General features: G+C 56.5%; 22 protein-coding genes and 2 pseudogenes. 7 read left to right on the forward strand and 17 right to left on the reverse strand.

The features are described from left to right. The 6 genes from RCH87_RS00415 to RCH87_RS00440 form a co-directional block, all read right to left on the reverse strand. The coding region (locus tag RCH87_RS00415; RefSeq protein ID WP_306514828.1) for an IS256 family transposase at positions 1-756 on the reverse strand (756 nt) is incomplete at its 3' end. Positions 757-1,048: 292 nt separating this feature from the next. Beyond that, complete coding sequence (lpqB, locus tag RCH87_RS00420; protein WP_306514774.1) at positions 1,049-2,887, reverse strand: MtrAB system accessory lipoprotein LpqB; 1,839 nt, start codon at positions 2,885-2,887, stop codon at positions 1,049-1,051. Then, positions 2,877-4,541 carry an MtrAB system histidine kinase MtrB gene (gene mtrB / locus RCH87_RS00425; protein ID WP_373690879.1) on the reverse strand — a complete coding sequence of 555 codons (1,665 nt, stop codon included), beginning with the start codon at positions 4,539-4,541 and terminating at the stop codon, positions 2,877-2,879. The genes lpqB and mtrB overlap by 11 nt, the downstream gene beginning before the upstream one ends. Positions 4,542-4,691: 150 nt before the next feature. Further along, positions 4,692-5,396, reverse strand: a complete 705-nt coding sequence (mtrA, locus tag RCH87_RS00430) for an MtrAB system response regulator MtrA (protein ID WP_306514775.1) — start codon at positions 5,394-5,396, stop codon at positions 4,692-4,694. Positions 5,397-5,404: 8 nt separating this feature from the next. Then, entirely contained in the window at positions 5,405-6,067 is a 663-nt protein-coding gene (locus RCH87_RS00435) for a dTMP kinase (RefSeq protein WP_306514776.1), read from the reverse strand. 21 nt (positions 6,068-6,088) lie between these two features. Then, positions 6,089-6,439 (reverse strand): DUF4259 domain-containing protein, encoded by a 351-nt coding sequence (locus tag RCH87_RS00440; protein WP_306514777.1) that lies wholly within the window; start codon positions 6,437-6,439, stop codon positions 6,089-6,091. 190 nt (positions 6,440-6,629) lie between these two features. Between RCH87_RS00440 and RCH87_RS00445 the strand changes: the two genes are divergently transcribed. Beyond that, complete coding sequence (locus RCH87_RS00445) at positions 6,630-7,646, forward strand: hypothetical protein (RefSeq protein ID WP_306514778.1); 1,017 nt, start codon at positions 6,630-6,632, stop codon at positions 7,644-7,646. Positions 7,647-7,656: 10 nt separating this feature from the next. On the opposite strand, the gene manA is transcribed toward RCH87_RS00445, so the two are convergent. The 3 genes and pseudogenes from manA to RCH87_RS00460 all read right to left on the reverse strand — a co-directional run. Beyond that, a complete protein-coding gene (manA, locus tag RCH87_RS00450) occupies positions 7,657-8,964 on the reverse strand; it encodes a mannose-6-phosphate isomerase, class I (protein ID WP_306514779.1) in 1,308 nt (435 codons plus the stop codon). Positions 8,965-9,052: 88 nt separating this feature from the next. Then, a complete protein-coding gene (locus RCH87_RS00455; protein ID WP_306514780.1) occupies positions 9,053-10,438 on the reverse strand; it encodes a phosphomannomutase/phosphoglucomutase in 1,386 nt (461 codons plus the stop codon). Between the two features lie 332 nt (positions 10,439-10,770). Further along, positions 10,771-11,202: pseudogene (locus tag RCH87_RS00460) on the reverse strand (DUF3499 domain-containing protein); the annotation flags it as partial. A 246-nt stretch (positions 11,203-11,448) separates the two neighbouring features. Between RCH87_RS00460 and RCH87_RS00465 the strand changes: the two are divergent. Beyond that, positions 11,449-11,808, forward strand: a complete 360-nt coding sequence (locus RCH87_RS00465) for a metallopeptidase family protein (RefSeq protein WP_306514781.1) — start codon at positions 11,449-11,451, stop codon at positions 11,806-11,808. An 18-nt stretch (positions 11,809-11,826) separates the two neighbouring features. Here RCH87_RS00465 and RCH87_RS00470 read toward each other — a convergent pair whose 3' ends face one another. From RCH87_RS00470 to RCH87_RS00480, 3 genes are all read right to left on the reverse strand, one after another. Then, positions 11,827-12,123: a WhiB family transcriptional regulator gene (locus RCH87_RS00470; protein WP_027017995.1), complete on the reverse strand. Its 297-nt coding sequence runs from the start codon at positions 12,121-12,123 to the stop codon at positions 11,827-11,829. Between the two features lie 225 nt (positions 12,124-12,348). Next, positions 12,349-13,419, reverse strand: coding sequence for an NDP-sugar synthase (locus RCH87_RS00475; RefSeq protein WP_306514782.1), 1,071 nt, complete (start codon positions 13,417-13,419; stop codon positions 12,349-12,351). 150 nt (positions 13,420-13,569) lie between these two features. Then, entirely contained in the window at positions 13,570-14,415 is an 846-nt protein-coding gene (locus RCH87_RS00480) for a glycosyltransferase family 2 protein (protein WP_306514830.1), read from the reverse strand. A 176-nt stretch (positions 14,416-14,591) separates the two neighbouring features. Here RCH87_RS00480 and RCH87_RS00485 point away from each other — a divergent pair, with 176 nt between their 5' ends. The 4 genes from RCH87_RS00485 (at position 14,592) to RCH87_RS00500 (ending at position 20,801) form a co-directional block, all read left to right on the forward strand. After that, positions 14,592-16,214, forward strand: coding sequence for an LCP family protein (locus tag RCH87_RS00485; protein WP_306514784.1), 1,623 nt, complete (start codon positions 14,592-14,594; stop codon positions 16,212-16,214). Positions 16,215-16,342: 128 nt separating this feature from the next. Further along, positions 16,343-17,110, forward strand: coding sequence for a TIGR03089 family protein (locus RCH87_RS00490; protein WP_306514786.1), 768 nt, complete (start codon positions 16,343-16,345; stop codon positions 17,108-17,110). 196 nt (positions 17,111-17,306) lie between these two features. After that, positions 17,307-18,485, forward strand: coding sequence for an acetyl-CoA C-acyltransferase (locus RCH87_RS00495; protein WP_306514787.1), 1,179 nt, complete (start codon positions 17,307-17,309; stop codon positions 18,483-18,485). Between the two features lie 3 nt (positions 18,486-18,488). After that, entirely contained in the window at positions 18,489-20,801 is a 2,313-nt protein-coding gene (locus RCH87_RS00500) for a 3-hydroxyacyl-CoA dehydrogenase/enoyl-CoA hydratase family protein (RefSeq protein ID WP_306514788.1), read from the forward strand. Between the two features lie 225 nt (positions 20,802-21,026). On the opposite strand, the gene RCH87_RS00505 is transcribed toward RCH87_RS00500, so the two are convergent. After that, the gene (locus RCH87_RS00505; RefSeq protein WP_306514789.1) at positions 21,027-22,214 is read right to left on the reverse strand and encodes an acyl-CoA dehydrogenase family protein; all 1,188 of its coding nucleotides are present in this window, start codon (positions 22,212-22,214) and stop codon (positions 21,027-21,029) included. 144 nt (positions 22,215-22,358) lie between these two features. On the opposite strand from RCH87_RS00505, the gene RCH87_RS00510 reads away from it, so the two are divergent. Beyond that, a complete protein-coding gene (locus tag RCH87_RS00510; protein ID WP_306514790.1) occupies positions 22,359-23,054 on the forward strand; it encodes a TetR/AcrR family transcriptional regulator in 696 nt (231 codons plus the stop codon). Positions 23,055-23,072: 18 nt separating this feature from the next. Here the strand turns inward: RCH87_RS00510 and RCH87_RS00515 are convergent, their stop codons facing one another. The 4 genes and pseudogenes from RCH87_RS00515 to RCH87_RS00530 all read right to left on the reverse strand — a co-directional run. Further along, positions 23,073-23,951, reverse strand: coding sequence for a CoA ester lyase (locus tag RCH87_RS00515; RefSeq protein ID WP_306514791.1), 879 nt, complete (start codon positions 23,949-23,951; stop codon positions 23,073-23,075). A 105-nt stretch (positions 23,952-24,056) separates the two neighbouring features. Further along, positions 24,057-24,215: a hypothetical protein gene (locus RCH87_RS00520; RefSeq protein WP_306514792.1), complete on the reverse strand. Its 159-nt coding sequence runs from the start codon at positions 24,213-24,215 to the stop codon at positions 24,057-24,059. 65 nt (positions 24,216-24,280) lie between these two features. Beyond that, positions 24,281-25,732 carry a M20 family metallopeptidase gene (locus RCH87_RS00525; RefSeq protein WP_373690880.1) on the reverse strand — a complete coding sequence of 484 codons (1,452 nt, stop codon included), beginning with the start codon at positions 25,730-25,732 and terminating at the stop codon, positions 24,281-24,283. Between the two features lie 224 nt (positions 25,733-25,956). Next, positions 25,957-26,789 (reverse strand): annotated as a pseudogene (locus RCH87_RS00530) (elongation factor 4); the annotation flags it as partial.

Genomic DNA, 26,789 nt, shown 5'->3' on the forward strand with positions numbered 1-26,789 from the left:
ACAACAAACAATAAAGACATCTTTGACCCCACGGTTGGAAAGATTGGCACACACGTGTGCCCAAAATGATGCGCCTTCTTCTTTGGCAATCCACAATCCCAGAATGTGCTTAATACCATCAAGGTCCACCCCGATAGCCATATAAGCACTCTTGTTGACTACTCGGCCGCCATCGCGGACTTTAATGCGTAGTGCATCCAGGAAAACGACTGGGTAGAACTCATCTAGCTGGCGGTTTTGCCAGACCATGACCTCATCGAGGACAGCATCAGTTACTGCAGAAATCGTCTCATGGGAGATATCTACCCGCATCGCAGTAGCCATATGATGCTGGATATCCCGAATGGTCATCCCACCGGCATATAAGCTGACAATCATATCGTCAACATCTGTTAGCCGCCTGGAGCCTTTGGGCACCATGGTAGGAACAAACGTGCCGTTTCTATCTCGTGGAACATCAATGCTTACTGGCCCGTAATTAGAGTCTACGGTTTTCGGGTACGTCCCGTTGCGGTAATTGTCCGTTCCAGTAGTAGCTTTAGCTGCTCTATCACCGGGCTGATAGCCCAGGTGGGCATCCATTTCAGCATTCAGTCCCCTGGTAATCGAGGCTTGCACCATGCCCCGAACCAGGTCATTGGCATCCGTGGTGGATGTGCCTAGGTCATCAATCAGTTTCGCGTTTTCAGGGTTAGCAAGCAGCTTTGCTTCAATCGCATCAATTTTGGCCTTATCGGCCGCATCTCGTCTGGCCATAGTAGTCATTCTGGCTTATCTCCTTATGTGGGATAGGTTCCCACACACAAACCATCAGACACCCTCTTAGCCAAAATGGATGAAGCGGGCCCCTGGTTTTCCACTCCACATATACTCACCACCGCAAGTTTATTGTTCGTAGCATGCGTTGTGCAGTACAGGACTGCTGGAATGGGTTATGCTGCCCGGCGCAACAAAGCAAACCGCGAATAATATGATTCTTTTGGGTGTCGGCATTAATAGCACAAGGAGCGACGGTATGCGCTTCTAGCCCCGTTTCACCGAGCAATCACTAGTTCGCCACCACTGGAACCGAACGCTGCCCCTGCAAGCCCGGAACCTCGCGCCAGAAGGACGTCTCGCTGCCACTCGCCGGGAGCTGCAGCGTCGCATGAGCATCAGTGATATAAATCGTCGAACCAGAAGCGGCCACGGCAACCACCGGCGCAGTCACGTTTCCTGACGGCAGGGACGATACTGCCGAACCGTCTTGTTCCACGCGCCAAACGGGGGTATCCGCCGCCGAGGTTCCCACCAGCAGTGAGCCATCCGGCTGCCAGTCCAGGCTTAACGCGGTGCCACCGATCTCAGTACCTAATTCGTGGACGTTGACGATCTTGCGTTCACCAGAAGTCGTGTGCTGCACCACCCCGGTATAAACATGCCCACCAATAATCATCGCCGCTACTGCTCCGCTGTTAGAAAGTCGCAGCACAGAAATCTCACCATCGATATCTTCCAAGGCCGAGGTATCCACGCCACTGGTGGTCAGTTCACCCGAACTCGTCGCACGCACCACACGGACGACCTGTTTATCCTGTGTAGCAACCCAAATGCCACCACCGGTGCGTTCCAACGTCGGGCGCGTGATGTACTCGCTCGACAACGCCTGTTCCAAGGTCCCGTCGAGTTCGCCCACGTACAACTGCGATTCTTCACCGCTCGCCGCCGGCTGGGCCGCCCCCGCACTCTTCGAACGAACCACCGCCAGCGTGCCATCAACGCCAATATCAGCCGCACTCACATCGGACAGCGCCCCGGCAGCGTCGTCAAGCGGCACCCGCTGATCAGAGGCAACCCGCACCAAAGAACCATTCGCCAACGCATACAACGGACTGACCCCACTAGCCGAAGCCTTCGGATTCAGTCCCGCGAAATCATCGGTTGATAGCGTTGCCAACCCATCACCAACCGGAACATCGTCGATGAGCACCGAATACGGTCCTGGCACCGACGCATTCGCCAGCGTCCACACCAGCTGGGCCGCAAACTGCATTCGCTGCTCAGAACTCAGCGACGACATTCCAGAAAAATTGTAGACTCCCTCATCGATGCCGACGAATGCGGCATCCTCGGGCATCACATCTTGCAACGCTGGCGCCAATCGCGAACTTGGACCTTCGACCAGCATCGTTGCCAAGCTCGCACCGAGGGATTCTTGTTGCGAATACAACCAGCGGCGATCAGAGACCAACACGCTTGCCGTGGAATCGAAGAAATACAACGACTGCGGCTGGTACTGATTGCGCAGCTCGTTGCGCTCGATTACTACCCCGGAAGGCAGGGTGGCAATGCGCCATTGGTTATCGACCATTTCCATATCCACGGTGGTTTCGTACAAACCGTCTTCCGGCTGGTATTTACCGCCATCGCCGAGCTTGCCGATGACCGTTCCGCGCACATTAAATTTCCGTGTCGAGGTATCTGAAGGACCCGATGCCGTGTTGAATTCGATGCGATCTACGATCAGCATATCGTCGCTGTGCGGCTGCCAATTCCCCTGCGCATTCTCGGTCAAATACTTCTTGGCGACGCGATAATCACCTTCCGGGCTTGCCGAGGCGCGATAAAACTCACGCAGCAACAAATCCGGTTCTTGGCCATCGGTGGGGCCGATATTCATGTCATCGTCGAGATTCGCCGAGGCATCGAACGGGCGCAGCGCTTGTGGTTCCGAATCCCGTGGCAGCGAACTACAGGCCACCACGAAACTCAGGCTGCCGACGCATAACAGCGCCAAACTTCCACGGTGCAGCGGGCGTAGTGAAAGCAGCGGGCGCAGTGCAGGCAGCAAGCGCAAAGAATGCTTGCCGACGGCCTGTGGCTTTTTGGGGCTGCGATTATTCCGCATCGTCATCACGCTCCGCTCGACTGCTGTGCTCTGGAAAATCTGCTTCCGGCGCTGCCGAATCTGTTTGCTCGGGTGCTGGCTCAGCCTGCTCTGGAGTTTGCTGCACAGGGCTATCGGGTACAGCGCTATCTTGCTCTGGGGCTTTCTGCACAGCGCTATCTTGCTCTGGGGTTTGATCTCGCAAAGCGCTATCCTGCACAGACGCATCCAAGTCAGCGGCCACAGCCAATTCCAGCGGTGCCGGATCCACCTCACCGTGCGGGGTCCGCGGTAGTACTAAGCGGAAGCTCGCACCGACGCCTAATTCGCCGGTGGCATCCAAAATTCCGCCGTGCAACTGGGCGTCCTCACGCGCAATAGCCAAACCCAAACCGGTACCGCCAGAATGGCGTTTGCGCGAAACATCAGCACGCCAGAACCGGTTGAACACCAAGTCTTCTTGGCCGTCTTTCAAGCCCACGCCGTGGTCAGCCACCAACACCGCAATCGCGTGCTCGTTCGCTGCGGCAGATACGTGCACTGGGTTGCCTTCAGAATGGTCGATGGCATTGGCCAGCAAATTACGCAGAATGCGTTCAACACGCCTCGAGTCCCCGGCAATCACCAGCGCGTCGTCAAGCCCGGAAAATGTCACAACAACATCGAGTTTCTGCGCCAAGTGTTCAACCTGATTCCACGCAGATTCCAGGCTTGAGCGCACATCAATCTGCGTTTCGGACAAATCGGCAACGCCGGCGTCGTGACGCGAGATCTCCAACAAATCGCCCAACAGATCTTCGAACTTATCCAGCTCGCGGGTCATCAATTCTGAAGCGCGCTTGGTATGCGGAGCGAGCGAATCAGAATCGGAAGCAATCATGTCGGCGGCCATGCGCACCGTCGTCAACGGGGTGCGCAGCTCGTGCGATACGTCGGAGGTGAACTGGCGCTGTAGGTCACCATATTCCTCGAGTTGATTAATTTGGCGAGCGAGTTTGTCCGCCATGTCGTTAAACGACACCGCCAGCCGCGCCATCTCGTCTTCACCTTCCACGACCATGCGTTCCCGCAAATGCCCACTGGCCAGACGCTGTGCAGTGCGTGAGGCTGAACGGATCGGCAAAATCACTTGCTGCGTTGCCAGCCACGCGATACCAACCAGCAGCACCAGCACCACTACGCCGGCCGTCGACAACAATCCACGCAACAACGCCATAGTCGAGGCCTCGGATTCCATCGACAACGCCAAATAAACTTGCGCACCTGGGATATCCGATTCAGTGGGCGAACCGATCAACAGCGCGTCGTAGACAGTGCCATCTGCACGTTCCACCGGGGTGAATTGATAGGAAACGTGGCCTTCCGAGACATAGCGGCGCAGTTCAGCTGGCACCCGGAAGCCTTCAGGAGCGGTGGTCAGCGAACCATCGCCATTGTCGACGACGATGATGGTGTCATAAATTGCCGAGAGATCACTCGATTCACTACTAGAATGCGAGATCGACGCACGCGCCGAAGTAATGCGCACCTGCGTGCTGTTGGCAGAGCCTGTGGCGTTAATCTGCTGCTCTACGGCATAGCGCGCACGATCAATTTCCTGGTTCGCGACATCGAGCTTCTGATCGACCAGCCGCTGGGTGATCACCGAGATCAAGGCGAAAGCCAGCACCAGCATGACCACCAGCGAAGAAACGAAAATCGAACCAATCAAGCGTACCTGCAACGAGGTACGCCAAAACTCGATCAACCTCGTGCGAAGACGACGCAAACGTTGAGCAACAGTAGAAAACACGGACGTGGCGGGCTCCTTAATGGTCCTTAACGCCTAAGCGGCCGGCTTTTTGCCGGTCTTATAGCCCACCCCACGTACCGTGAGCACAATCTGTGGGTCCTCAGGGTCTTTTTCGATTTTCGCGCGCAAACGCTGCACGTGAACATTAACCAGGCGGGTATCCGAGGCGTGCTTATAGCCCCAGACCTTCGAGAGCAAGTCCTCCCGGGTGTGTACTTGGCCGGGCTTTCGCGACATTTCCAGCAACAGATCGAATTCCAACGGTGTCAGCGAAATCTCTTCTCCATCACGGGTGACAGTGTGCTCGCTGACATCGATATGCAAATCCCCTACCACGATGACGTCAGAGGATTCTGTTTTGGCTTCTTGCGCTTCCACCGGTGGGCGCAGACGAGCACGAATGCGGGCGATCAACTCTTTGTGCTTAAACGGCTTAGTGATGTAATCATCCGCACCTGATTCCAGTCCCAACACAACATCGACGGTGTCTGTTTTCGCCGTCAACATCACGATCGGCACTGGCGATTCCGCACGGATGGTGCGGCAAATATCCACCCCGTTCATGCCAGGCAGCATGAGATCAAGCAAGATCAAATCGGGGTTATGCTCGCGGAATACCGGAACTGCCTCGTTACCATCGGTGACCGCGATGGGCTGAAAGCCTTCGGATTCCAGCACGATAGTCAGCATCTCTGAGATCGCTGGGTCGTCATCAACTACCAGAATGGTTGCTGCCATCGTCGTGTCTATCCTCCGGAAGTGGTTGAGCCAGCCAAATCGGCCCGGCGCGCATCAATCGTTGCCATTATCTTATCTAGGTCGGCGCTGACTAGCCATTGTCCTGCCCAACTACTTTCTGCCAATCGGTGATAGGCAGCATTGGTATTGGTTTGCAGCTCACTATCGCGCTCATAGTAATCGCGCTGCCGGCTGCTGTCAGCCGCAGAACGGGCTTTCGCGCGCGAGGCGGCAATTCCAACGGGCACATCCAACAGGATCTGCAGATCTGGCTTCGGCAAACCAAGCCGACCAAATTCAAGCCCTGCCACCCAGTCAGTGACCGCATCTTCGCCGGTGCGCGCCCAGCTGAAGGCCGCATTGGAAGCAACGTAGCGGTCAAGGATGAGCAATGAATCAGCGCGCTCGCCACCGGGAATATAGTCGACTAATGCATCTCGGTGTGCCGCTCGGTCTAGGGCAAAAAGGGTTGCCATGGCATAGGCAGAGTCGCTGAGATCACCCATACGCCCGTATAAGGCCTCGCGGGCGAGTTGCGCGTGAATAGAATTATCGTAATCCGGAAAGGCCAGCACGTCGACGGTGATCCCCCGCTGGCGATAGCGATGCGTCAGCTTTTTCACCAAGGTATTTTTGCCCGCGCCGTCAATGCCTTCGATTGCAATGATCATGACTGCCCTCAGTACAAAATTTTAGGATAACGCTTCCACGAACGGATCGAGGTCATAGTCTCCTTCGACCTCATTCAACAGCTCTGCAGCAGCCTCGGAGAGTTTTTCATCAGCCGTTCCGACTAGGCCGCGAATGAACGGATATTCAGCGACGATATCGCCAGCCGAAAACGGTGCCCCGGCCCAGATCGCGGCAATTGTGGCAGCCGCATATCCGTTGCCGAGTTCCAGGTCATTGGCGTTGGAACTTGCTGCGAGCAGGCAAGCATCGCGCACAGCTTCGACAATTTCTTCATCGTCCAAGTCAACGAGTTCATCAAGAAAGTCTTGATTGTTCTCGTCGCTAAAAATCTCTTCGTCCCAAGATGTCACTGTCTGCTCCTGTCGTAATCATTGCCAGCATCATTGTCAGCTGAACTAGTTTGACATAGATCAAGCCTCGACGGGATTTCTATAAGCTGACTCACACTATGGAGCTTTCGACGTCGCCCCCTTACTACATTGCAACAAAGCTGTTATGGTTTGTTATCAAGTTGCAATCAACGCGAAAGGCTAGCTGCTCATGAGCCAAGAAACCCGCAGAGCTGTCGCTTTTATCAGTAGCGGCTTTCTGCTTGCGGGGGTTATTGGCTTCGGGGTGTGGCAGCTCTCTGAACCGGCGAATTTTTCGACAGCGTCGCAGATTCACGAAGCCGGGCACACCCAAACAACGACGGTAACCGAATCCGCGGGGGAATCGACGGTAGGCTCTGATTCTGCGGAAAATTCAACGCAGCCTACTGCCTCGCAAGATCCTTCCCCAGCTGATGACGACGGTTCGGCAGCCGAACTTAACCCCTCACGGACGATTTCACCGAATGCGCTTGGCGACGATAACGGGCACCCCCGTTCCCCACAAGGAACAAAGAATTCGCGGCGGGCACAAATCGATGCTTTTGATCCTTACCTTCCGCCACATGCGGTGATTCAAGAAGTTCGCGAGCCAGTCGTGCCCACCGTGGTGTATCGCCCACGTGGTTTTGAAGGACCACAACCAGACCTACACCGGCCTAACCAAGGCGAGCCCGGTGACTCAATGGTTGTTGCTGAGCCTGCACCCGCGTCACAAGCTGAAACCGCTGCAGGCAACACACACGATGGCAGCGCTCAGGGCGGCAACAACCAGGCTGGGAATGCACACAATGCCAATACGCCGGGCGCGAGCAATAAAGCTGCGGTTAACCCACCAGCGATTACTGATTTAGCACCAAATCTACCGCCTGAGCTCGCGAATGAGATTCCGAACTTGCAGACGCCGCCACTGCTGGACGAAACCCTAGATATCGCTGGCGTGGGGCCGAACAACGCTGGGCCGGCGGCACAACCTGGGCAATCCAACCGTAACCAGCAACCAGGTGCCGGACAACACGCTGCTGCCCAACCGGGCCCCGACGATGGCGAGCACACCACCGGTGGTAACCCCGAGCCTGCAGGTGCGGATTCTGCAGGAGCCGAACTGCCTCAGCGCATCACGGCAATCATCGATGGATTTCTGGAAAGCTCTAGTTCTGCGTTGAGCTCAGCACGGCAGCATAACTGATTGCAGCAGATTAAGCGCGAGCGATGAAAATCTCCGCGCTCACTCCCGCACCAGCGTCGTTTGCGGATTCGCCCAGGCTAATTTCGCAGGCTGAGGCTGCTGCATCCCCCTCATCAACGCGCTCGTTCCCAGCCGGCAGCCACATGGCCTCGGCCGGGTGCAACTCCTGCTGACGGCACAGTACAGTCCCGCGAGTTACCAAAACAATGACCGGACCATCGTGACTAATACTGAACGACGGTTGCGCGGCATCTAATTCGACCCGTTCTAAGAAGAACTCTTCGGCTCGTGCCGGGTAACGGAACCGACCCTGCGCAATTTCTTCCGCCTGCACGACTGGATCATCGACGCTAGAAAAATCCAACACCGAGAGCAATTCCGGCACATCCACGTGCTTCGCGGTTAATCCGCCGCGCAGAACATTATCGGAATTTGCCATGATCTCGACGCCCATTCCCTCGAGGTAGGCGTGCAATTGGCCAGATTCCAAGCACAGCGCTTCGCCTGGTTCCATGGAAACGTGATGCAGCAACATTGCTCCCAGCACGCCGATATCGCCGGGATACCGTTGCTGCAAATCGATCACCGTGCGCAAGCTTTCGGCAATCCAACTCGGCACTGGGCTAGCATCTGCGAGCACCGCATGTGCTCTGTCGACAATCGCACTGATAAGCGCGCTGCGTTCATCCGCGGAACAGGTGACCCAGCTACGAAACAGTTGATGCAATCGCTCGGCTTCTGTGCCAGTCGACGAGCTCAGCATCGCCATAAACGGGCGGAGTTCCGCACAATCCACGGCGTCGAAAAGCTGCCGAGTATCGTCATTTGAACGAAAACCAGCTAAGGCCCGAAACGGGGTTAAAGCAACAATCAGCTCTGGTTTGTGGTTCGCATCTTTGTAATTGCGCTGTGGATCATCCAAAGCCAAGCCAGCAGCATTTTCGCGCGCGAAACCCTCTTCTGCAGCGCTCTTCGAAGGATGCGCCTGCAATGACAACGGCTCATCAGCTGCCAATAGTTTCACCATGAACGGCAGACGTGAATCTGCCGACCGGCACACTCGGGCACCCAAATGATATTCCGGATCCGCGGCAATAACCTGGTCCAGACTGCTGGCATGTGAGTCAGTCGTCGCCCCAAGAGTTGCTCGTTTTTCTTCGTCGTCCTGCGGCTGCTCCACATGTGCGGGCGCAGCTGGGTGCGCCCCAAACCATAGCTCGGCGATATGCTCACCAGTGGCGTTCTGGCCTGCGAGCTCAGGAATCAGCGTCGTCGAACCCCACTGGTACTGGCGGATCGCCGGCCGGAGAAGCTGCATAAACAAAAACTATCCTTTTTCTGGGACACCTGGGACAACGAGAAATACGAAAACCGATGCTACGATGACGCTGGTATCGTCGGCGGATCTAGGAAACTAGCTGGGAGATTTCGTCGACCAGCTGAGCAATTTCAGCGTCCGTTTCTGCCTCCACATTCAACCGCAACAACGGCTCCGTATTCGAAGCACGCAGGTTAAACCAGGCCGAACTGTCAGCCAACTCGACGGTCATGCCATCAAGCTCATCAATGCTTGTGGCTCGGTCAGCAAATGCGGAACGAACCCGATCTTGCGCAGCAGCTTGGTCGTCGACAGTAAAGTTAATCTCACCCGAGGCGGCATAGTGCTGGTACGACGCCATCAACTCCGATAGCGTTCCGTCAAAGCTCGCCAGAGCCGCCAGCATGTGCAGCGCAGCCAACATACCAGAATCAGCATTGAAAAATTCACGGAAATAGTAGTGTGCAGAATGCTCACCACCGAAAACAGCTTCGTGCTCGGCCATCTTCGCTTTAATAAATGAATGCCCAACCTTGGTGCGTACCGCTGTGCCACCAGATTGTTCCACCAGCTCGGGAACCATCTTGGAAGTAATCAAGTTGTGGATAATCGTTGCCTTTGGGTATCGCTGCAACATGCGTTCGGCAATCAGCGCACAAATCGCCGACGGTGAAACCGGCGAGCCTTTCTCATCCACCAAGAACACTCGATCGGCGTCGCCATCGAATGCCAACCCAACATCTGCCCGTTGTTCAACCGTAAAACGCTGCAAATCGACCAAATTTTTCGGATCCAGCGGGTTCGCCTCATGATTCGGGAAGGTTCCATCGAGCTCGAAATACAGCGGGCGAATCTCGATGGGCAGTTCCTCGAATACTGCCGGCACAGTGTGCCCAGCCATGCCGTTGGCGGCATCAACTGCCACCACCAAGCGGCGCGCAGAAGACAGCGGCACCAACTCATTTAAGTAATTGGCGTAATCAGTCAGAATTTCACGTTCTACGATTTCGCCCGCAGAATCAGCCGAGGATTGCGCTCCAGCGTTGTCGTCGTCAAGCTGTTCGAGGTATTCAGTGATAACGCCCAGCCCGGTATCTTGGCCGACGGGTTTAGCACCAGCGCGACATAATTTGATGCCGTTATAGGCCGCCGGGTTGTGTGAAGCGGTAAACATCGCACCGGCACAATCCAGCTCTCCCGCAGCGAAATACAACTCGTCAGTAGAAACCAAACCCAAGGCAGTAACATCCAGGCCTGCTTCTGCAATGCCTTCTGCAAACGCAGCTGCTAATTCAGGCGACGAAGGACGCATATCGTGCCCCACCGCGACGCGGGTTTCAGTCCCGTGGTTTTTCAGGAAATCTGCAAAGGCGCGGCCGACGTTACGTACGAAGCTGGGCGTGATCTCGGAATCAACCAAACCGCGAATATCGTAAGCCTTAATGACAGAGCTGAGGAACTGAGCTGAATACATAACCGCCATTCTAACGGGCACGGCAATCTAGGTGCCGATGAGTGCGCACAGCACAATATTCCCACTGCTAATTCGCAGCTAGTTTACGGGTAACTAGCAGCTTTTAGTCACTCGTCGCCTTCGGGCCACAAGGCCTCAAAATCGCTCGTGGAACTCTCCCGAAGTTCTTCCAGCATCGAATCCACTGGGTCACCCACCGAATCTACTGGGTCGTCCGGCTCTTCACCGGCAATTTCTGCCGCGCGCTGGCCTGCGCTTTTCTCGGCTGTCTGCGGCCCGACGGCGTGCCTACTACCGTTCACGCTGACCGATTCGCCTGGGCTTTCAGCAATATCGTCGTCAGGCACCACTTGCAGGTGTGCGCGGCGCTGTTGCTTTTCCTCAAACACCCTGGGCACCCGGTGCACCGGATGGTTCGAGCGCTCCGGATCAGCGGCATCAGCAAACGCAGAGGTGTGCACGACTGGGCTGGAGTCAGGGTCGTCGACAAGCCCACTGGTTACACGACCATTTTCTCGCACAGCTGCGGCCAATGCGATCAAGTCATCTTCATCATCCAGGTCGACGCCGTCCACACGCACGATCTCCCACCCCACCGGTGCGGTGATCTTTTCGGAGTGCTTCTGGCACAAATCCCAGCTATGCGGGTCTGGCTGAGAAGTGAGCGGGCCAACCACCGCGGTCGATTCAGCATACGCATACGTCAAGGTTGCGAGCGCAGGCTGACCACAGCCGGGACGGGAGCAGCGACGAATCTGATTCACGCGTTCAAGTTTAAAGACTAGCTCGACGTTTAACAATTACCACGGCTGTCACACGGGAACATCAGGAACGTCAGGCACGATAACCGGCGTGGCGCAACGACGATTTTCGCCGGTGAGTTCTATGCTAATCCCATGAAAGAAAGCGCGAGGCTCTCCCCACGACGCAACCGCCATGGTCGCGGTTTACGTGGGGTGCTATTACCACAGCAAACGCCCCGCTTTCGCTCACGCAGTCAACAATTCGACATGGCAGCGCTCGATGCATTCAGTTCGATCCATGCTGCCTTCGCGCCGCAATTGGAGTCTCTTGACCTCGCCGTCGATACCGTCCCACGGATGAATATGGGCTCGGATTTAGCGCTTGTCGACGATGAGATTTTCAGCGATGGCCCAGTTCCACTGGGACGCGTGCTCCAACCGGGCATTGATGCACAGGGCCAGCCGACGCGAGCTCGCATCGTGCTATTCCGTAAACCAATCGAACAGCGCGCAGCAACCAGCGAGCAGCGTCGCCAGTTACTACAAGAAATACTGACCGTATTGGTCGCGACCTACCTCAACCTTGATCCGCGCGATGTAGATGCACGGTATCCGTGGGCAGAGTAAGAAGACGCAACTAATAGATCACCCGATATCGCGCTTGAGGCGGCGACGTTCACGATCAGACAAGCCGCCCCAAATGCCGAAGCGTTCATCATGCTCCAAAGCGAATTCTAGGCATTCGTCACGCACCGGGCAGGCCTGGCAAATACGTTTCGCTTCACGGGTGGAGCCACCCTTTTCCGGAAAAAATGCTTCCGGGTCCGTCTGCGCGCACAGTGCTTGGTCTTGCCATTCTTGCTCTACCGCACCGAAGAGTTCCTCGATCGATAGTGCTGCCGCGCCGCCACGGAGAATGGCGTTTTTAGCCATATCGTCCACGCCGTGTCCTTTCTCCGTAGTTGTCGTTCACATACTTCAAAAGATTAGACAACGCGACACTAAATATCGTCAACCCGGATTCCGTTATCGGGACAGAAACCGGGCAAAAACCCCTGCACTAGACAACATGAGTCACAGGAGTAACAGGAACTCATCAACGGGGGTAGTCTGCAGAGGTACTAGATATAGGGGTTAGGCGCAATAGGGAAACTATTCGGCGTGTCGCTACGCGTCGGAGCTAAACCGGATTCCTGTATCTGGAATATCCACTCCCGGCCACACACGCATGCCCGGTGCGAGCTCACAGCGCGCACCAATCTGCGCGCCCTCACCGATCACGCAACCATCAATAATCGCGTTCGCACCGATATGCGCACCATCCGCGATAATCGAGTTCCTGATTCGCGCACCCGGCTCGATCGTCACACCTGCAAAAATCACCGAGGAGTCGATACGGCAACCCCCGCCGATTTCTACACCGCGACCAACGGTGGTTCCGCCGAGCAGCAGCACTCCCCCAGCAACCCCGGCGGTAGGGTCCACCAAAGATTCACCAGTCTGGCCTTCCAGCAACGGCGATCCGACAATGCCACGAACCAAATCGGACGAACCTTGCACAAAATCATCCGGACGGCCCATATCCCGCCAGTAGGCAGCATCAACATGACCTACGACGCTACGGCCTTCATCAAGAAGCCGCGGGAATGTTTCGCGTTCCACTGAGACATTGCGCCCGGCCGGAATCGTCGCGATGAGCTCCTTTTTGAATACGTAACAGCCCGCGTTGATCTGATCAGTCGGAGGATCTTCAGTCTTTTCCATAAACGCGGTAACCTGCCCGCTGGCGTCAGTCGGCACGCAGCCATAAGCCCGCGGATCAGACACTCGCACCAAATGCATGGTCAGATCAGCGGCTTTTTCTTCATGTGTGCGCAAAATCCCACGCAAATCCGTCGCCGCTAAAACGTCACCATTGAACACCATGGCGTTTTCGCCACGCAGCTTGTCATAGACGTTGCGAATGCCGCCACCTGTCCCCAAAGCTTCTTGCTCGACGACGTACTCGATTTCTAGTCCAAGCTCCGAGCCATCCCCGAAATACTCTTCGAAAACTTCGGCGCGGAATGACGTCGACAAGATCACGTGCTCAATCCCGGCAGCTTTAATGCGCGCTAACAAGTGCTGCAGGAAGGGGTATCCGGCAGTAGGCAGCATCGGCTTCGGCGTATTGATGGTCAACGGGCGCAGGCGGGTACCCCGGCCGCCGACCAGAATCACGGCGTCAGTATTGCTCATGGGGCAAAATATATCCGTTCATCTCGCCTCATCCGGGTTTACACACCGGAACCGATAGCGATCATCTGCGTGAAGGTGGCCACCCATACGCCTGGGGCGAGCACCCCGGTCAAGCGTTAGCCGCAGGTCATCGTTAGCCTTGTGTCATCGTTAGCCGCGGGTCATGATTTTCGCCCGCACCGCTAACCCTGCGCGCAGCCCCCAGCGCACCGGCGCTTGATACCAGTGTGGAAGCCGGTCACAGAGGTAGCGCGCAGCCGATTCATGGTGCACGCGAAGCATGATCGCCGAAACAGATTCCGCCTCGGTGGAATGGCCTTGCGCATGGCTGATTTGTGCGGACGGGCAGTAAATATTGCTGTAACCCGCACGAGTGAAGCGATCGCCAAGGTCAGTGTCTTCGAAATACATGAAATAGCGCTCGTCGAAACCACCAACCTTGGCGAAGGCTTGCTTGCGTACTAAAAGGCACGAGCCTGATAACCAACCGGCTTCGCGTTCAGTTTCCATGTCTTGCCCCTGGCGGTAGCGCGCCGAAAACGGGTTAGATGGCCAGATATCGGCGAAAATGGCATGTCCAATGCCGTCGACAAGCGACGGTAGTGCACGGGCCGACGGGTAGGTGGTGCCATCTGTTTCGATGATGCGCGGGCCAATCGCCGCGGCATTCGGGTACCGGCCTGCACATTCGAGTAGCGCATCAATTGCACCATCGTGAAAAACTACATCGGGGTTGGTGAGCAGCACAAAATCGTCGGCAAGCTCATCACTACCCCAAATTCTGTGGGCGGCCTGTACACCAAAATTCATGCCCGCGCCGTAGCCCAGATTGCCGCCAGTGGCAGCGAATTCAACATGGTCATTCTCGGCCGCTGCTTGTTGCGGAGCAGAATCAGTTGAGCCATTGTCTGCGAGCAACACAACACACTCACGCTCGGTGGCACGCGGCAAGGAATCCAGCAACTCACGCAGGTGCTCGCCCGGCGAATAAGTCACCGTAATCACTGGCAAGCGTTTGGAGCTTCCTGGTGCGGGCTGCCCTTTGGTGCGAGCCGCGGGCTGCTCGGTGGTTCGTTTGAAGGTTGGTTTCAAGGTTGGTTCAGAATTTTGCTCAGACACAATAGCGCTTATGGTAACCGAAAATTAACGCTTATGCCCTAAGCTTGAACAGCGTGAATGATCGTAATCGCTCCATCCGAGAGATTCAGCCCGCCCCAAGCCCCCGCAGCGCCATCAAGCAGCGAGGGCCCGGCGGGCTCAAGGTCATCATCACCTTTCTTTCGGTGTTGACCCTACTGATCACCGCGATGGGTTATTGGACGGTCGGTCGCGTCGGTTCCAGCCTGGCATCGGCAGGCAACCTGGGATTAAGCGATACCTCGCAAAGTTCCGGTGATAAAGCTCCCGACGGTGCCGTCGACATCCTGTTGGTGGGTTCAGATTCTCGAACCGACGCCCACGGCAACCAGCTCAGCCAAGACGAACTCGAGCGGCTGAATGCTGGTGAATTCGCCGGCGAGGACAACACCGACACCATGATGTTGATCCGTGTGCCTAATGACGGTTCACAAGCTACCGCTGTTTCCTTGCCGCGCGATACTTACGTGCATGACGACGAGTTCGGCAACATGAAACTCAATGGCGTCTACAGCGCCCACAAAGCTGCTTTTGAGCAGCAGGCGGCACCAGCAGAGAATGCTGACGACGAGCGCGCTGCGATGGCTGCGGGCCGTTCTGGTCTGATCTCTGCGGTCGCGGATCTCACTGGTATCGAAGTTGACCACTACGCCGAGGTGGGGCTGTTAGGGTTCGTGTTGCTTACCGATGCAGTCGGCGGTGTGGATGTGTGCTTGAAAGAGCCAGTCGACGACCCCATGTCCGGTGCGAACTTTCCCGCTGGTGTGTCCACTGTCGACGGTCGTGAGGCCTTGGCGTTCGTGCGCCAGCGCTATGGTTTGCCACGTGGCGATCTCGACCGCATCGTACGCCAACAGGCATTCATGGCATCGCTGGTCAATAAGGTTCTGGAAACGGGAACTCTGACTAACCCGTCGACGCTCAACAAGATTTCTAACGCGGTCGAGCGCTCCGTGATCATCGACGAGGACTGGGATGTCATGAGCTTCGCTACCCAGTTATCGAATCTGGCTGGCGGTAACGTCACCTTCACCACCATTCCGGTAACCGCGATCGATGGCATCGGTGACCACGGCGAATCCGTCGTCACGGTTGATGAACAGCAGGTGCATGCATTCATGGATCATCTGCTCAGCGATGCTGATGGTGCAGGCGACGGCAATGGGGACCACAACGGAAACGACGATGACAACCACGGTTCCGGGCTGGCCGATGCTGATGCTCATACTGATGCTGAAGGCGAAAACCTCGTGGAAATGGTGGCTGAAGGCGCCCAGTTGCACATTTTGAATGCACAGGCACCAGCGGGTACCGCGGCTGCTACCGGGGCTTGGTTGGATGAGCATGGCTATACCGTCATGGATGTTTCTAATGCCAACGAAGGGATTTATTCCACTTCTCAGGTTGTAGCAGCGGATGCCAACGACCCCCGTGCGAAGGCCCTGGCGGAGCAGCTTGGGATCGCAACGGTCACCGCGAATGCCAACCTGGAGCCAGATTCCATCGTTGTCGTGGTTGCCGCCGATTACGATGGCCCATTGATCGAGGCTGAACTGGGCCAGGATGATGCCACCGCCACCATTGGTGAAGACTTCGGCAGCGTCGTGGATGCCCCAGAAATCGATGCTGGCGGCGATGGGCCGCGTTGCGTGCATTAACGCAACGAAAACCGCACTACCCCAGCGCAACGTCGTGATCCTGCGATGCGAATTCGCAGGCTGTATACATCGGCACTGCTGCATCGCCACCGCTGCATCGTCACAGTTTGCGCCCTAGGATGGGGCGCATGGATATGTTGTCTCATTTGCTTGCCGATGACCCCGCAAGCCCTCGCCTGACCGTGTACAACGAGGCCGACGGCACCCGCATGGACTTTTCTGCTCAGACCACCGAAAATTGGGCATCCAAGGTGGCTAATTTCTTGCGCGAAGAATTGGATCTTGACGACGATTCGGTGATCCTGTGCGATCTGCCAGTCTCGTGGCAAACCGCCATGATCGCCCTGGGTGCACTGGCTGCTGGTGTGACGGTCCGCTTTGCCACCGACGACGCTATCCAATCGGCTGCTGGTACTGACGTTATTACTGGCGGTGCTGACGTTGTTGCTGGCGGTACTGGCGGTGCTGGTGCTGCTGCTGGCGCTGAGACAGCTGCATCGGGCGCTGACGAGCCCGTCGTATTTTTCACCACCACGGATAAAGCCGACGACTACACCGGACACGGCGACGTTGTCGTCGTCACGACAGATCCCTTCGGCCGTGGTGTCGAAGAAATCGGTGAACAAGTACCTGAAGGCACAATCGATTTTGGCCCGACGGTGCGCTTTTATGGCGATTTCTACCCTGGCCAGACCCAACCTTTAAGCGATTTAATTGCGCCGACCTCGGAAAAGCTGCGCGTCTTATCAACAGGGTGGACCGATTGGGATTCATTTTCCCGGCAGGTGCTTTCACCGCTCGCAGCTGGTGGCTCGGCAGTCGTGGTGGCTGGCATGGTCGATACTGACCGCTTAGCTGAGATTGCAGACAACGAAAAGATCACTGCACGGGACTGATCGATTCCTGCATTGTTATTTGCGGTGATTCACGCTGATTTGCGGTGTGCTCTTTGCAGACTGCGCTGTGCTTTGTGCGGACTGCATTCTGATCCCGCGAGTGTTCAATCGTTGCCGAAACCAGATTTGTGACATAGACTACGCTGCATAACGAATAATCATTCGTATAACGCTGTTTCAACCTGCAAGGAGTCTCATGTCAGAGATCTATATTGCCAGTGGAGCCCGCCTTCCTATCGGAAAGTTCCAGGGCTCGCTCTCCAAACTCTCTCCTACCGAGATGGGCACCATCGCAGCGAAAGAAGCAATTTCTCGCGCTGGTGTCGATGCCGCGGCTGTTGAGTCCGTCGTCGTCGGCAATGTTGTGCCCAACGTGCCCTCGGATGTTTATCTTTCCCGCAAAATCGGTATTGAATCCGGGCTGAAAGATTCTTCCATCGCATTCAACGTCAACCGTCTGTGCGGTTCTGGCGCGCAGGCAATCGTTTCGGCTAGCCAGCAAATCTTGAGTGGCGATGCCGAGCTGGCACTCGCCGCAGGCGTCGAACACATGAGTTCTGCACCCTATTCCGTCAAGGGCATGCGCTCTGGTGGACAAAAAATGGGTGACGGTGTCCTGGAAGACTGGATGATCGGTGCACTGTCGTGCCCATTTGGCACCGGCCACATGGGCGTCACCGCAGAAAACGTAGCCGAAGCCTACGGCATCTCCCGGGAACGCCAGGACGAATTCGCCGCAGAATCACAGCGCCGCGCTGCCGCCGCCCGCGACAATGGTGTACACAAAGAAGAAATCGTGCCAGTGACACTGCAAACCCGGCAGGGCGAAATCACCTTCGACTTCGACGAGCACGTTCGCGAAACCAGCACAGAGGCCCTAGCCAAGCTCAAACCAGCTTTCCAGAAGAACGGCTCCGTGACCGCCGGTAACTCCTCCGGCATCAACGACGGCGCCGCTGCTTTGCTGCTGGGCACCGAATCCGCACTAAACCAGCACGGTTCCAGCCCGCTAGGCCGCGTCGTCTCGTGGGGAATCGGTGGCGTGGACCCCACCAAGATGGGTCTTGGACCAATCGTCGCCGTGCCGAAAGCACTGAAGAAAGCCGGCTTGAGTCTGGATGACATCGACCTCATCGAATCCAACGAAGCTTTCGCCGCACAGGCTATCGCCGTGCAAGACGAGCTCGGATTCGACCCAGAAAAAACCAACGTGCACGGCGGGGCCGTGGCCCACGGGCACCCGGTTGGTGCCTCGGGCGCTATTTTGACCGTAAAGGTACTGCACCACTTGCGTGCAACCGGAAAGAAATACGGTTTGGTCACCATGTGCATTGGTGGCGGACAGGGAATCGCTTTGATCGTGGAGGCTGTATAGAACATGACTAACAATTCTCAGAACACGGCACAGAAAATTATCACCAACCCAGAACCGACCACCGTTGAAGCGCCCGTGAAAAACGCAGCCGTCATCGGTGCTGGATCCATGGGTGCTGGTATCGCAGCCTTGCTGGCAAGCTCGGGTATCAACGTCACTTTGCTGGATATGGCCGACGACGGCGAGACCCACGAAGAGCGCAGCGCTCGCGCGCACAAGGGCATCGAAATCCAGAAGAAACGCAAAGGCTTCGTGCACCCGAAGTTCGTGGAAAATATTTCAGCTGGCAACACCACGGATGACCTTGACAAGCTCAACGAGTGCGACTGGGTTGTCGAGGCCATTTTCGAAGACCTTGATGCGAAACGTTCTCTGTATGAGACGATCGCGCCACACCTGAATGACGCGGCGCTACTGTCTTCGAACACCTCAACCATTCCGTTGGCAGAGCTGACCGCCAAGCTTTCCGACGATTTGGCCAGCCGTTTTGCCATCACCCACTTTTTCAACCCACCACGCGTGATGCGCTTGGTAGAAATCGTCGAAGGCGAAAAGACCAGCGAGTCGACGCTCAAGGTGCTCAACGCCGCCGCTGAACAGCAGCTGGGCAAGGTCGTCGTGGACTGCCGCGATACCCCTGGCTTTATCGCCAACCGTCTGGGTTGTTTCTGGTTGGGCGCCGGCGCTGAACTGGCCATGAAGCAGGGAATTTCCTACGAGCTTGCCGACGCAGTATTCTCCAAGCCATTCGGCATCCCGCGCACCGGTGTGTTCGGCCTTCTGGACTACATCGGTCTGCAACTGGTCAAGCCAATCTGGTCGTCGCTGACCAATGCTTTGCCGGAATCCGACACATTGCAACAGTTCAACTTGGAAGAAAATTCTGTGATCACCGGCCTGGTTGAGCGAGGTTTGACCGGCCGGACTGGCGAGGGTGGTTTCTACCAGGGCCGCGATAAGGTCATCCAGGAAGACTTCAGCTACGGCGAGCGCCAGAAGCCAGAAGATCCTGCCACTAAGCACAAGGATGCTGCTTCGGTGATTGCAGAAGACAGCGCCGGTGGTCGCTACGCTCGTGATCTGTTTGCCGCGACTCTTGGCTACTGCCTGGAAACCGCAGAAGAAATCGCCGACACCGTTGAACTGATGGATAAGGCCATGGTTTTGGGTTATGGCTGGAAACAAGGCCCATTCGCTCTGGCAGATTCCATCGGCCTGGACAAAGTCGCCGAGCTCTACGACAACACCCCTGCCCTGCTGGAGGCTGCCATCAAAGCTGGTGGCTTCTACCCAGAAGTCGGCAAGGTATTGGCAACCGATGGCTCCGTTTCCGAGACCAAGGACCGGGCCGGTGTGGTCACCGTCAAAGAATTGCTCGCATCCGGCAAGGCGAAGACGGTTCGTGAAGCCGAGAAGGTCAGCGTCCACCTGCTGGACAACGGCGTGGGCATCTTGGACATCAAGACTTCTCTGAACTCGCTGAGCCAACCGGCTCTCAATGATGTTCGCGCAGTCATCGATGATGCCGAAGAACTCGGCATCAAGGCCTTGGTGGTTGGCAACGATGAGCAGCGCGCATTCTGTGCCGGTGCTGACTTGACCTCCATTGCAGAAGCTGGCGAAAGCGGCGATACCCAGCGCATTGATGATCTGGTGCGCAACGGGTCGCAGGTCATGCGCAAGCTGCGCAATGCCCCATTCCCGGTGGTTGGCGCTGTCCGTGGCGTGGCCTTCGGTGGTGGCTCTGAACTGTATTTGTCGTGTGATCGCGTCGTCGTCCACGCCGACACCAAGGTGGCTTTCCCAGAGCGCAAGGTCGGTTTGTTCCCAGCATGGTCGGGCACTGTCTCCATGCTGGAGCGCATGCAAGGGCTGTACGACGACTACCACCAGCGCGCGTTTGATCTGATCACCGATGCCAATCCATTGCCGAATATGTATTTCGCTGCGGATTACGGTTTCATTCGCGAAGGCGATGCTATCTTGATGTCCCCGGATCACGTACTCGGATATGCTATCGACCAGGCGGCCGAGATGATCGACGGTTACGCACCGGCCGCTGATACCACGATCGCGCTGTACTCCGGTGATAAGCCTCTCGATGAGGGCTGGCCCATCGAGGGCATGACGGACAACGATCACGTCATCGCGCGCCAGCTGGCCAAGCACTACACCGCTGCTGATGGCGTCACCGAGCTTGGCTTCGATGAATTCGCTGACCGTGAGGTTGAGTACGCAGTGCCATTGATCGCGATGCCTGCGAATGTGGAACGCGCCATGCACATGGCGAAAACCCGCAAGCCTCTGAATAACTAGCTCATGAGTTAGCGCTGCAACTCACGCGGCGGCCTTGGCGTTGCCCGTGCGTTGCCCGTTTGCCGTCGCGTTCGCAGTAGGCCAGCTCGAGAGCGCACAAGTGGATCCACAAAATCTCAAGCACGAAAAATCTCAAGCAGAAAGCCGGCTAGGAAGTTTCTCTCCTAACCGGCTTGTTGCTGCTGCAGCTTAGAGCTACAGCTAAAGCTAGAGCTAGAGCTAGAGCTACTTGAACGCACCCACACCGGTAATCTTTTTACCAATGATCAGCGATTGCACCGTATCCGTGCCCTCATAGGTGTGATAAGCCTCAGTGTCGGCAAAGTGGCGGGCGATGTTGTTATCCAACAAGATACCCACGCCACCGAGCATGTCACGCGCATCCGCCGCGACTTTGCGAGCACCCCGGGTACAACGCAATTTGTTGAACGCGGCCTGCTCGCCGGTCAGCTTGCCCGCAGCGTCCAATTCTGCGATGTGACGGTTCAACAGCATCATCTGGCTGATCTCAAGCTGCATGTCTACCAGGCGCTGTTGAATGATCTGGCTTTCCGATAAACGACGGCCGAACTGAATGCGCTCGTCGGCATATTCGCGGGCACGCTCATAACAGGCAATAGCCGCGCCCAGAGCGATCCAAGCCACGCCGGTGCGGGTAGCCATCAACACGGCGGCAGTGTCCTTGAATGTCTTTGCGTTTGCCAACTGGTTCTCCGCAGGCACACGCACGTCGTTGAGCTTGATGTGTGCCTGGTGGATGGCACGCAAAGAAATCTTGTTCTCGATAACCTCAGCGTCATAGCCTGGGGTGTCCTGCGGAACGATGAAGCCCGAGACCTCACCATCTTCGGTGCGTGCCCAGACCACCGTGATATCTCCACCTTTACCCAGGCCGATCCATTTCTTCTCGCCGTTAAGCACCCACTCGTCGCCATCGCGTACCGCTGAGGTTTCCAGGGCAATCGAGTCAGAACCGTGATCCGGCTCCGTCAATGCGAACGCGCCAAGCAGCTCGCCTTTCGCCATCTTCGGCAAATACTTGTCTCTTTGTTCCTGCGATCCGCACATATCGATCGAGCGCATCGCCAATCCCGCTTGCACCGCCAGGATGGTGGCAACCGAGCCGTCGATGCGGGCAACTTCCATCAAAGCCAAACCAGAGCCCAAATGCGACAGCGTCTCGTGCCCATCGACATCGAGTCCGTCGGTAAGCAAATCACGTTCGACGATCTCCGGGATTAGGTCGAAGGGGATTTCTGCACGTTGCCAATAATCATTGATGACAGCTTCGACTGGCCCACGCAGGCTGGATGCACGCTTCCAGGCGTTGAGGTCAGCTTCGGGAAGGTCATTGAATACGCCGAGCAAATCAGTGCCGGCGGCGAGTGGATTATGGGATGCATTGTGGGACAATTTTACTCCTCCAGACGAATCATCGTTAGTATTAAGAGTGACTCACATCGCACTAATAGTCAAGCGATATGTCGTTAACATTTCATGGCATGCTTTACTAATAGTGCGTTGCTGACAACCAGCCCGACGAGGAGAAGAAAACCCATGGCTAATCCGAAACGCCGAGCACAGATCGCCGAAGCAGCGATGGAGCTTTTCGACGAGCGCGGTTACCACGCCACCGGCATGGAAGACATTGCTACCGCCGTCGGCATGCGTGCATCGAGCCTGTATAACCACTATGGTTCCAAACAAGAGGTGCTAGCGGATATCGCAATCAGTTCGATGGAGGCATTACTGCGTTTTCATGCAACTGGTTATTCGCCTATGAGAACGAGCGCGGACAAACTGTACGCCAGCATGAAATATCACACCATTTTCCATGCCGAGCAGGCCCGACGCGCGCGCATCGTCAACAACGAGATTCGTGCGCTGCAAGAGCCGACCCGTTCGATCGTGGTGCAGATGCGTCGAGACTATGTCGCCCGCTGGATGGCAATCGTGCGCGAAGGTATCGATTCCGGGGTTTTCGTTGCTGACGATGTGAAGATAGTGAGCTGGGCACTCATCGATATGGGTATCGGTGTCTCGCAGTGGTATGCCGACGGCGGCCGTCTCACCAGCGAGGAACTTGGCGACATGTATGGCCGCATTGCGCTGCGGCAATTATGCAAGCCCGGCACAGCCAAGGAGACAAACACCGCTACACAGCCGGGCACTTCCCCAGATACACAGCCGGGCACTTCCCCAGATACAGAAAAAGAACCCGCGGGTGAGACCGCAGGTTCTGCTGATTCTTAAGTCGCTTCCGGCCGACTGTTATTTGCCGGCTTTTGCCAGAAGGTCGAGTGCACGACGGTAGATCGGTGCATCCACGTAATTTCCGGAATCCAATTCCACTGAGGATTCTTTGCGTGCCACCGCGGCCTCGAATTTTTCCACCGCCTCGCGCGCCCACGCGATCGCGTTATCGGAAGGCTTGAACGCAGCAGTGACGATCTTGCACTGCGCCGGGTGAATGCACAGTTTACCGCTAAACCCCAGCGCACTGGCGTAGTGCGTGGCATCGATCAGCCCGTCCTCATTGCCGACATTGAAATAAGGGGTATCAACCGGCGGCGACAAGCGGTACGCCACCGAGGCTGTCGCCAGCGTCGAACGCGCGAATAATAATGCATCGCGGTTAGAGTGGTTCACCCGCAGCTGCTCTGAGTAATCACCAGCGCCGAAGGCCAACTGCGCAACGCCACGGGTCGAGGCAATCTCGGCAGCATTGACGATGCCACGCGCAGTTTCCACCAACGCCACGATCGGAACCGGTGCCCCATCAGAATCTTTCAACAGGTGTTTAGTCTCCGACATTGCTTTGGACTCGTTGACTAATGGCTGCATAACGAAATCCAGCTGGTCAGCCACCACCTGCAGCGCTTCCAAATCTTTCGGGTACTCCTGCGAGTTCACGCCGTTAATACGCACACCGATAAGCACCGGCTTGTGTGCGGTGATGATATCGGGGTTTTGCCCGGAAGAATATTCCTCGATGAACGAGACAATGTTTTGTCGTGCCCGAGCCTTATTCTCTGGCGCGCAGGAATCCTGCAAGTCAAAGACGATCGAGTCGGTTCCACAATCGACGGCATCGCGGAAGTCGTCGGGGTGGTCACCAGGTACGAAAAGAGGCGAAACGAGTGAAATCATAACTTTGAGTCTACGTGAGGAAGATCAACAATATGGTCTTGGTATGAGCTTTGCCCGCTAGCACTTACGGGAGCTCCGGCGAGAGCCCCGGCTGCTTGCCGACGGTTAATGCGCGTGGATCATGCGCATTAAGTGGTTGTCGACGACGTGCTCATCGGCCCGTTCTGGGCGCAGTGCGGTGGCTGCGAGCTGCTGAAATTGTTCTTCTTGCTGGCTAGTAAGCCCACAGCCCGGTGCGGGCTGCTGTGAATCTGCGTTCCACATAGCCCTTAGCATAGCTGAAGCCCCCGACTTCAGGTCCAGCGTAGCTAGGGATAGATCCAGCGTGGCTAGGAATCGTTCTTTCGCTCAGCCTCGTCACTTTGGCTTCTGACGATGACCTGTTCTTTCGCTTCCCGCGCTGCCCGCACGCTTGCCGACGGGTGCGCCTCCTCCGTCGCCAAGCGCTCGAAAGCCAGCGCAGCCAATGCAGCAGCTTGATCGCCAAGGATGGCGTCGTTGAAGTTAATTTTCGGCGAATGGTTCCAATCGCGCAGGTGCTCGGGTTTTTCCGGGTTGGCGGTACCAAGGAACATGAAAGTGCCGGGGATCTGGGCAAGCACGAAACCGAAGTCTTCTGATGCCATCATCGGCGCGTCGAACGGCTGGACAGCTTCCTCACCAAACATTTCGCCCCACACCGAAGCTGCAAATTTGGTTTCACGCGGATTCGTCTTCGTCGTCGGGTAAAGCACCTGGAAATCAATATCCACTGAACACCGGTGGGCTGCAGCAACATTTCCAGCGACTTCGGCGATCATCTGGCGTACCGCATCAATCTTTTCATCACGAAGCACACGTACCGTCGCGCCAAGCGTGGCCGTATCCGGGATCGCGTTGAATGCACCTTCACCAGCGCGCACGTTGGTTACCGTCACCACGATCGGATCCAGCGCGTCAAAGCGACGGGTGATAGCCATCTGCAGAGAGGTCTGAATCTCGGCCAGTGCTAGCACCGGATCGATCGCATCATGCGGGCGCGAACCGTGCCCACCTTTACCTGTGACGGTGATGGTCAGGTTGGACGACGACGACATCATCGGGCCCGGCACGTAGTGAAAGGTGCCGTAATCCTGCGGGCCGACGTGAATGCCATAGGCCGCGATCGGGCGCCGACCAGCAGCGTCGAGCACGCCTTCTTCAATCATCGGCGCTGCCCCACCCGGGCCTTCCTCTCCAGGCTGGAACATGAAAATAATGTCGCCCGCGAGTTCTTCTCGGTAGCGGCATAAAATCTTCGCGGCGCCCACCAAGCCCGCGGTGTGCAAATCGTGCCCACAGGCGTGCATGTAATCGTTTTTCGAGGCAAATGGCAGATCCAAGCGTTCACGCACAGCCAGCGCGTCCATGTCTCCGCGCAGCAGCACCGATACGGGGTGGTCTCCCCTCTTGCCGCCGCGCAACACCGCAACCACCGAAGACAGCTCGTGGCCAGTGGTAATCTCCAGCGGCAATCCTTCCAGTGCGTCTAAGACTTTTTGCTGCGTGCGTGGCAGATGCAAGCCAATCTCGGGGTGTTCGTGAAGATCCCGACGCAATTCTTGCAGCTCGATGAGCACGTCTTCGGCGGCCCCACGGAAAACCTCACCCACGGGCTGCTCACCGATTTTCGCTCGTACAAATTCCAGCGGCCCTTGCGCTGGTGTGGTCCGCGGCGGTAGCCCCTGCCCTTGGGTCTGCGGTTGCCCCGGACGCGTTGGGCGCCCTACGCGTCCCGGGCGTGCGGAACGACGGTTGGCCAGCGGGTTGAACTCAGGTTGTTGGGATTCTGGGCCAGACACGGGAAGAAACACATCCTTCATCGAGCAAAAATTCGGTCACAAGATATGCTTTTCCACAGTAGTCAATAATGTGACGCCCCGCGTGGCCTCTGTGATACCCAACGTGACGCACACCCAACGAGCGCGTGCTCGCCGGGTGTGCTCGTCAGCGCTGGGTTTAATTATCAGCGCTTAATTATCAGCGTTTAATTATCATCAGTCGACAACGCAGCAACGAAGGCTTCCTGTGGCACGTTAACCGATCCCAGCGACTTCATACGCTTTTTACCAGCCTTCTGCTTTTCCAGCAGCTTGCGCTTACGCGAAATATCGCCGCCGTAGCACTTCGCCAACACGTCTTTACGCATCGCGCGGATGTTTTCACGCGCGATGATCTTGGCACCGATAGCCGCCTGCACCGGCACCTCGAATTGCTGGCGTGGGATGAGCTCTTTCAGCTTCTTCGTCATCTTGTTGCCGTAGTGATACGCATGCTCACGGTGCACGATTGCGCTGAAGGCGTCGACAGGATCGCCCTGCAAAAGAATATCGACTTTCACCAAGTCAGCCAGCTGTTCACCAGCTTCTTCGTAATTCAACGAGGCATATCCCTTGGTCCGCGATTTCAGCATGTCGAAGAAGTCAAAGATGATCTCACCCAACGGCATGGTGTAACGCAATTCCACGCGGTCTTCAGAAAGATAATCCATGCCACCCATTTGGCCGCGTTTGGATTGACACAGCTCCATCGTCGGGCCAACGAAATCCGCGGGCACGATGATGGTCATTTTCACAATCGGCTCGTAGACCGAATCATGCTTACCCTCTGGCCAATCCGCGGGGTTGTGCACGTACTGTTCCGTGCCGTCTTCCTTGACGACGCGATAGGTCACCGATGGTGCGGTAGAGATCAAATCCAGATCGAATTCTCGCTCCAGGCGGTCACGGGTGATTTCCATGTGCAGCAAGCCCAAAAAGCCACAGCGGAATCCGAAGCCAAGAGCGACGGAGGTTTCCGGTTCGAATGTCAACGAAGCGT

The sequence above is a fragment of the Corynebacterium sp. genome (assembly GCF_030826625.1).
In the GTDB taxonomy this organism is placed as follows: domain Bacteria; phylum Actinomycetota; class Actinomycetes; order Mycobacteriales; family Mycobacteriaceae; genus Corynebacterium.

Coding starts and splice junctions, on each gene's coding strand:
- RCH87_RS00500 (WP_306514788.1), top strand. CDS start 18,489: ATGACTAACAATTCTCAGAACACGGCACAGAAAATTATCACCAACCCA.
- mtrB (WP_373690879.1), bottom strand. CDS start 4,541: ATGCTGGTGCTGGCTTTCGCCTTGATCTCGGTGATCACCCAGCGGCTG.
- manA (WP_306514779.1), bottom strand. CDS start 8,964: ATGCAGCTTCTCCGGCCGGCGATCCGCCAGTACCAGTGGGGTTCGACG.
- RCH87_RS00475 (WP_306514782.1), bottom strand. CDS start 13,419: ATGAGCAATACTGACGCCGTGATTCTGGTCGGCGGCCGGGGTACCCGC.
- RCH87_RS00435 (WP_306514776.1), bottom strand. CDS start 6,067: ATGATCATTGCAATCGAAGGCATTGACGGCGCGGGCAAAAATACCTTG.
- RCH87_RS00515 (WP_306514791.1), bottom strand. CDS start 23,951: ATGATTTCACTCGTTTCGCCTCTTTTCGTACCTGGTGACCACCCCGAC.
- RCH87_RS00520 (WP_306514792.1), bottom strand. CDS start 24,215: ATGTGGAACGCAGATTCACAGCAGCCCGCACCGGGCTGTGGGCTTACT.
- RCH87_RS00445 (WP_306514778.1), top strand. CDS start 6,630: ATGAGCCAAGAAACCCGCAGAGCTGTCGCTTTTATCAGTAGCGGCTTT.
- RCH87_RS00495 (WP_306514787.1), top strand. CDS start 17,307: ATGTCAGAGATCTATATTGCCAGTGGAGCCCGCCTTCCTATCGGAAAG.
- RCH87_RS00465 (WP_306514781.1), top strand. CDS start 11,449: ATGGCAGCGCTCGATGCATTCAGTTCGATCCATGCTGCCTTCGCGCCG.
- mtrA (WP_306514775.1), bottom strand. CDS start 5,396: ATGGCAGCAACCATTCTGGTAGTTGATGACGACCCAGCGATCTCAGAG.
- RCH87_RS00455 (WP_306514780.1), bottom strand. CDS start 10,438: ATGTATTCAGCTCAGTTCCTCAGCTCTGTCATTAAGGCTTACGATATT.
- RCH87_RS00510 (WP_306514790.1), top strand. CDS start 22,359: ATGGCTAATCCGAAACGCCGAGCACAGATCGCCGAAGCAGCGATGGAG.
- lpqB (WP_306514774.1), bottom strand. CDS start 2,887: ATGCGGAATAATCGCAGCCCCAAAAAGCCACAGGCCGTCGGCAAGCAT.
- RCH87_RS00490 (WP_306514786.1), top strand. CDS start 16,343: ATGGATATGTTGTCTCATTTGCTTGCCGATGACCCCGCAAGCCCTCGC.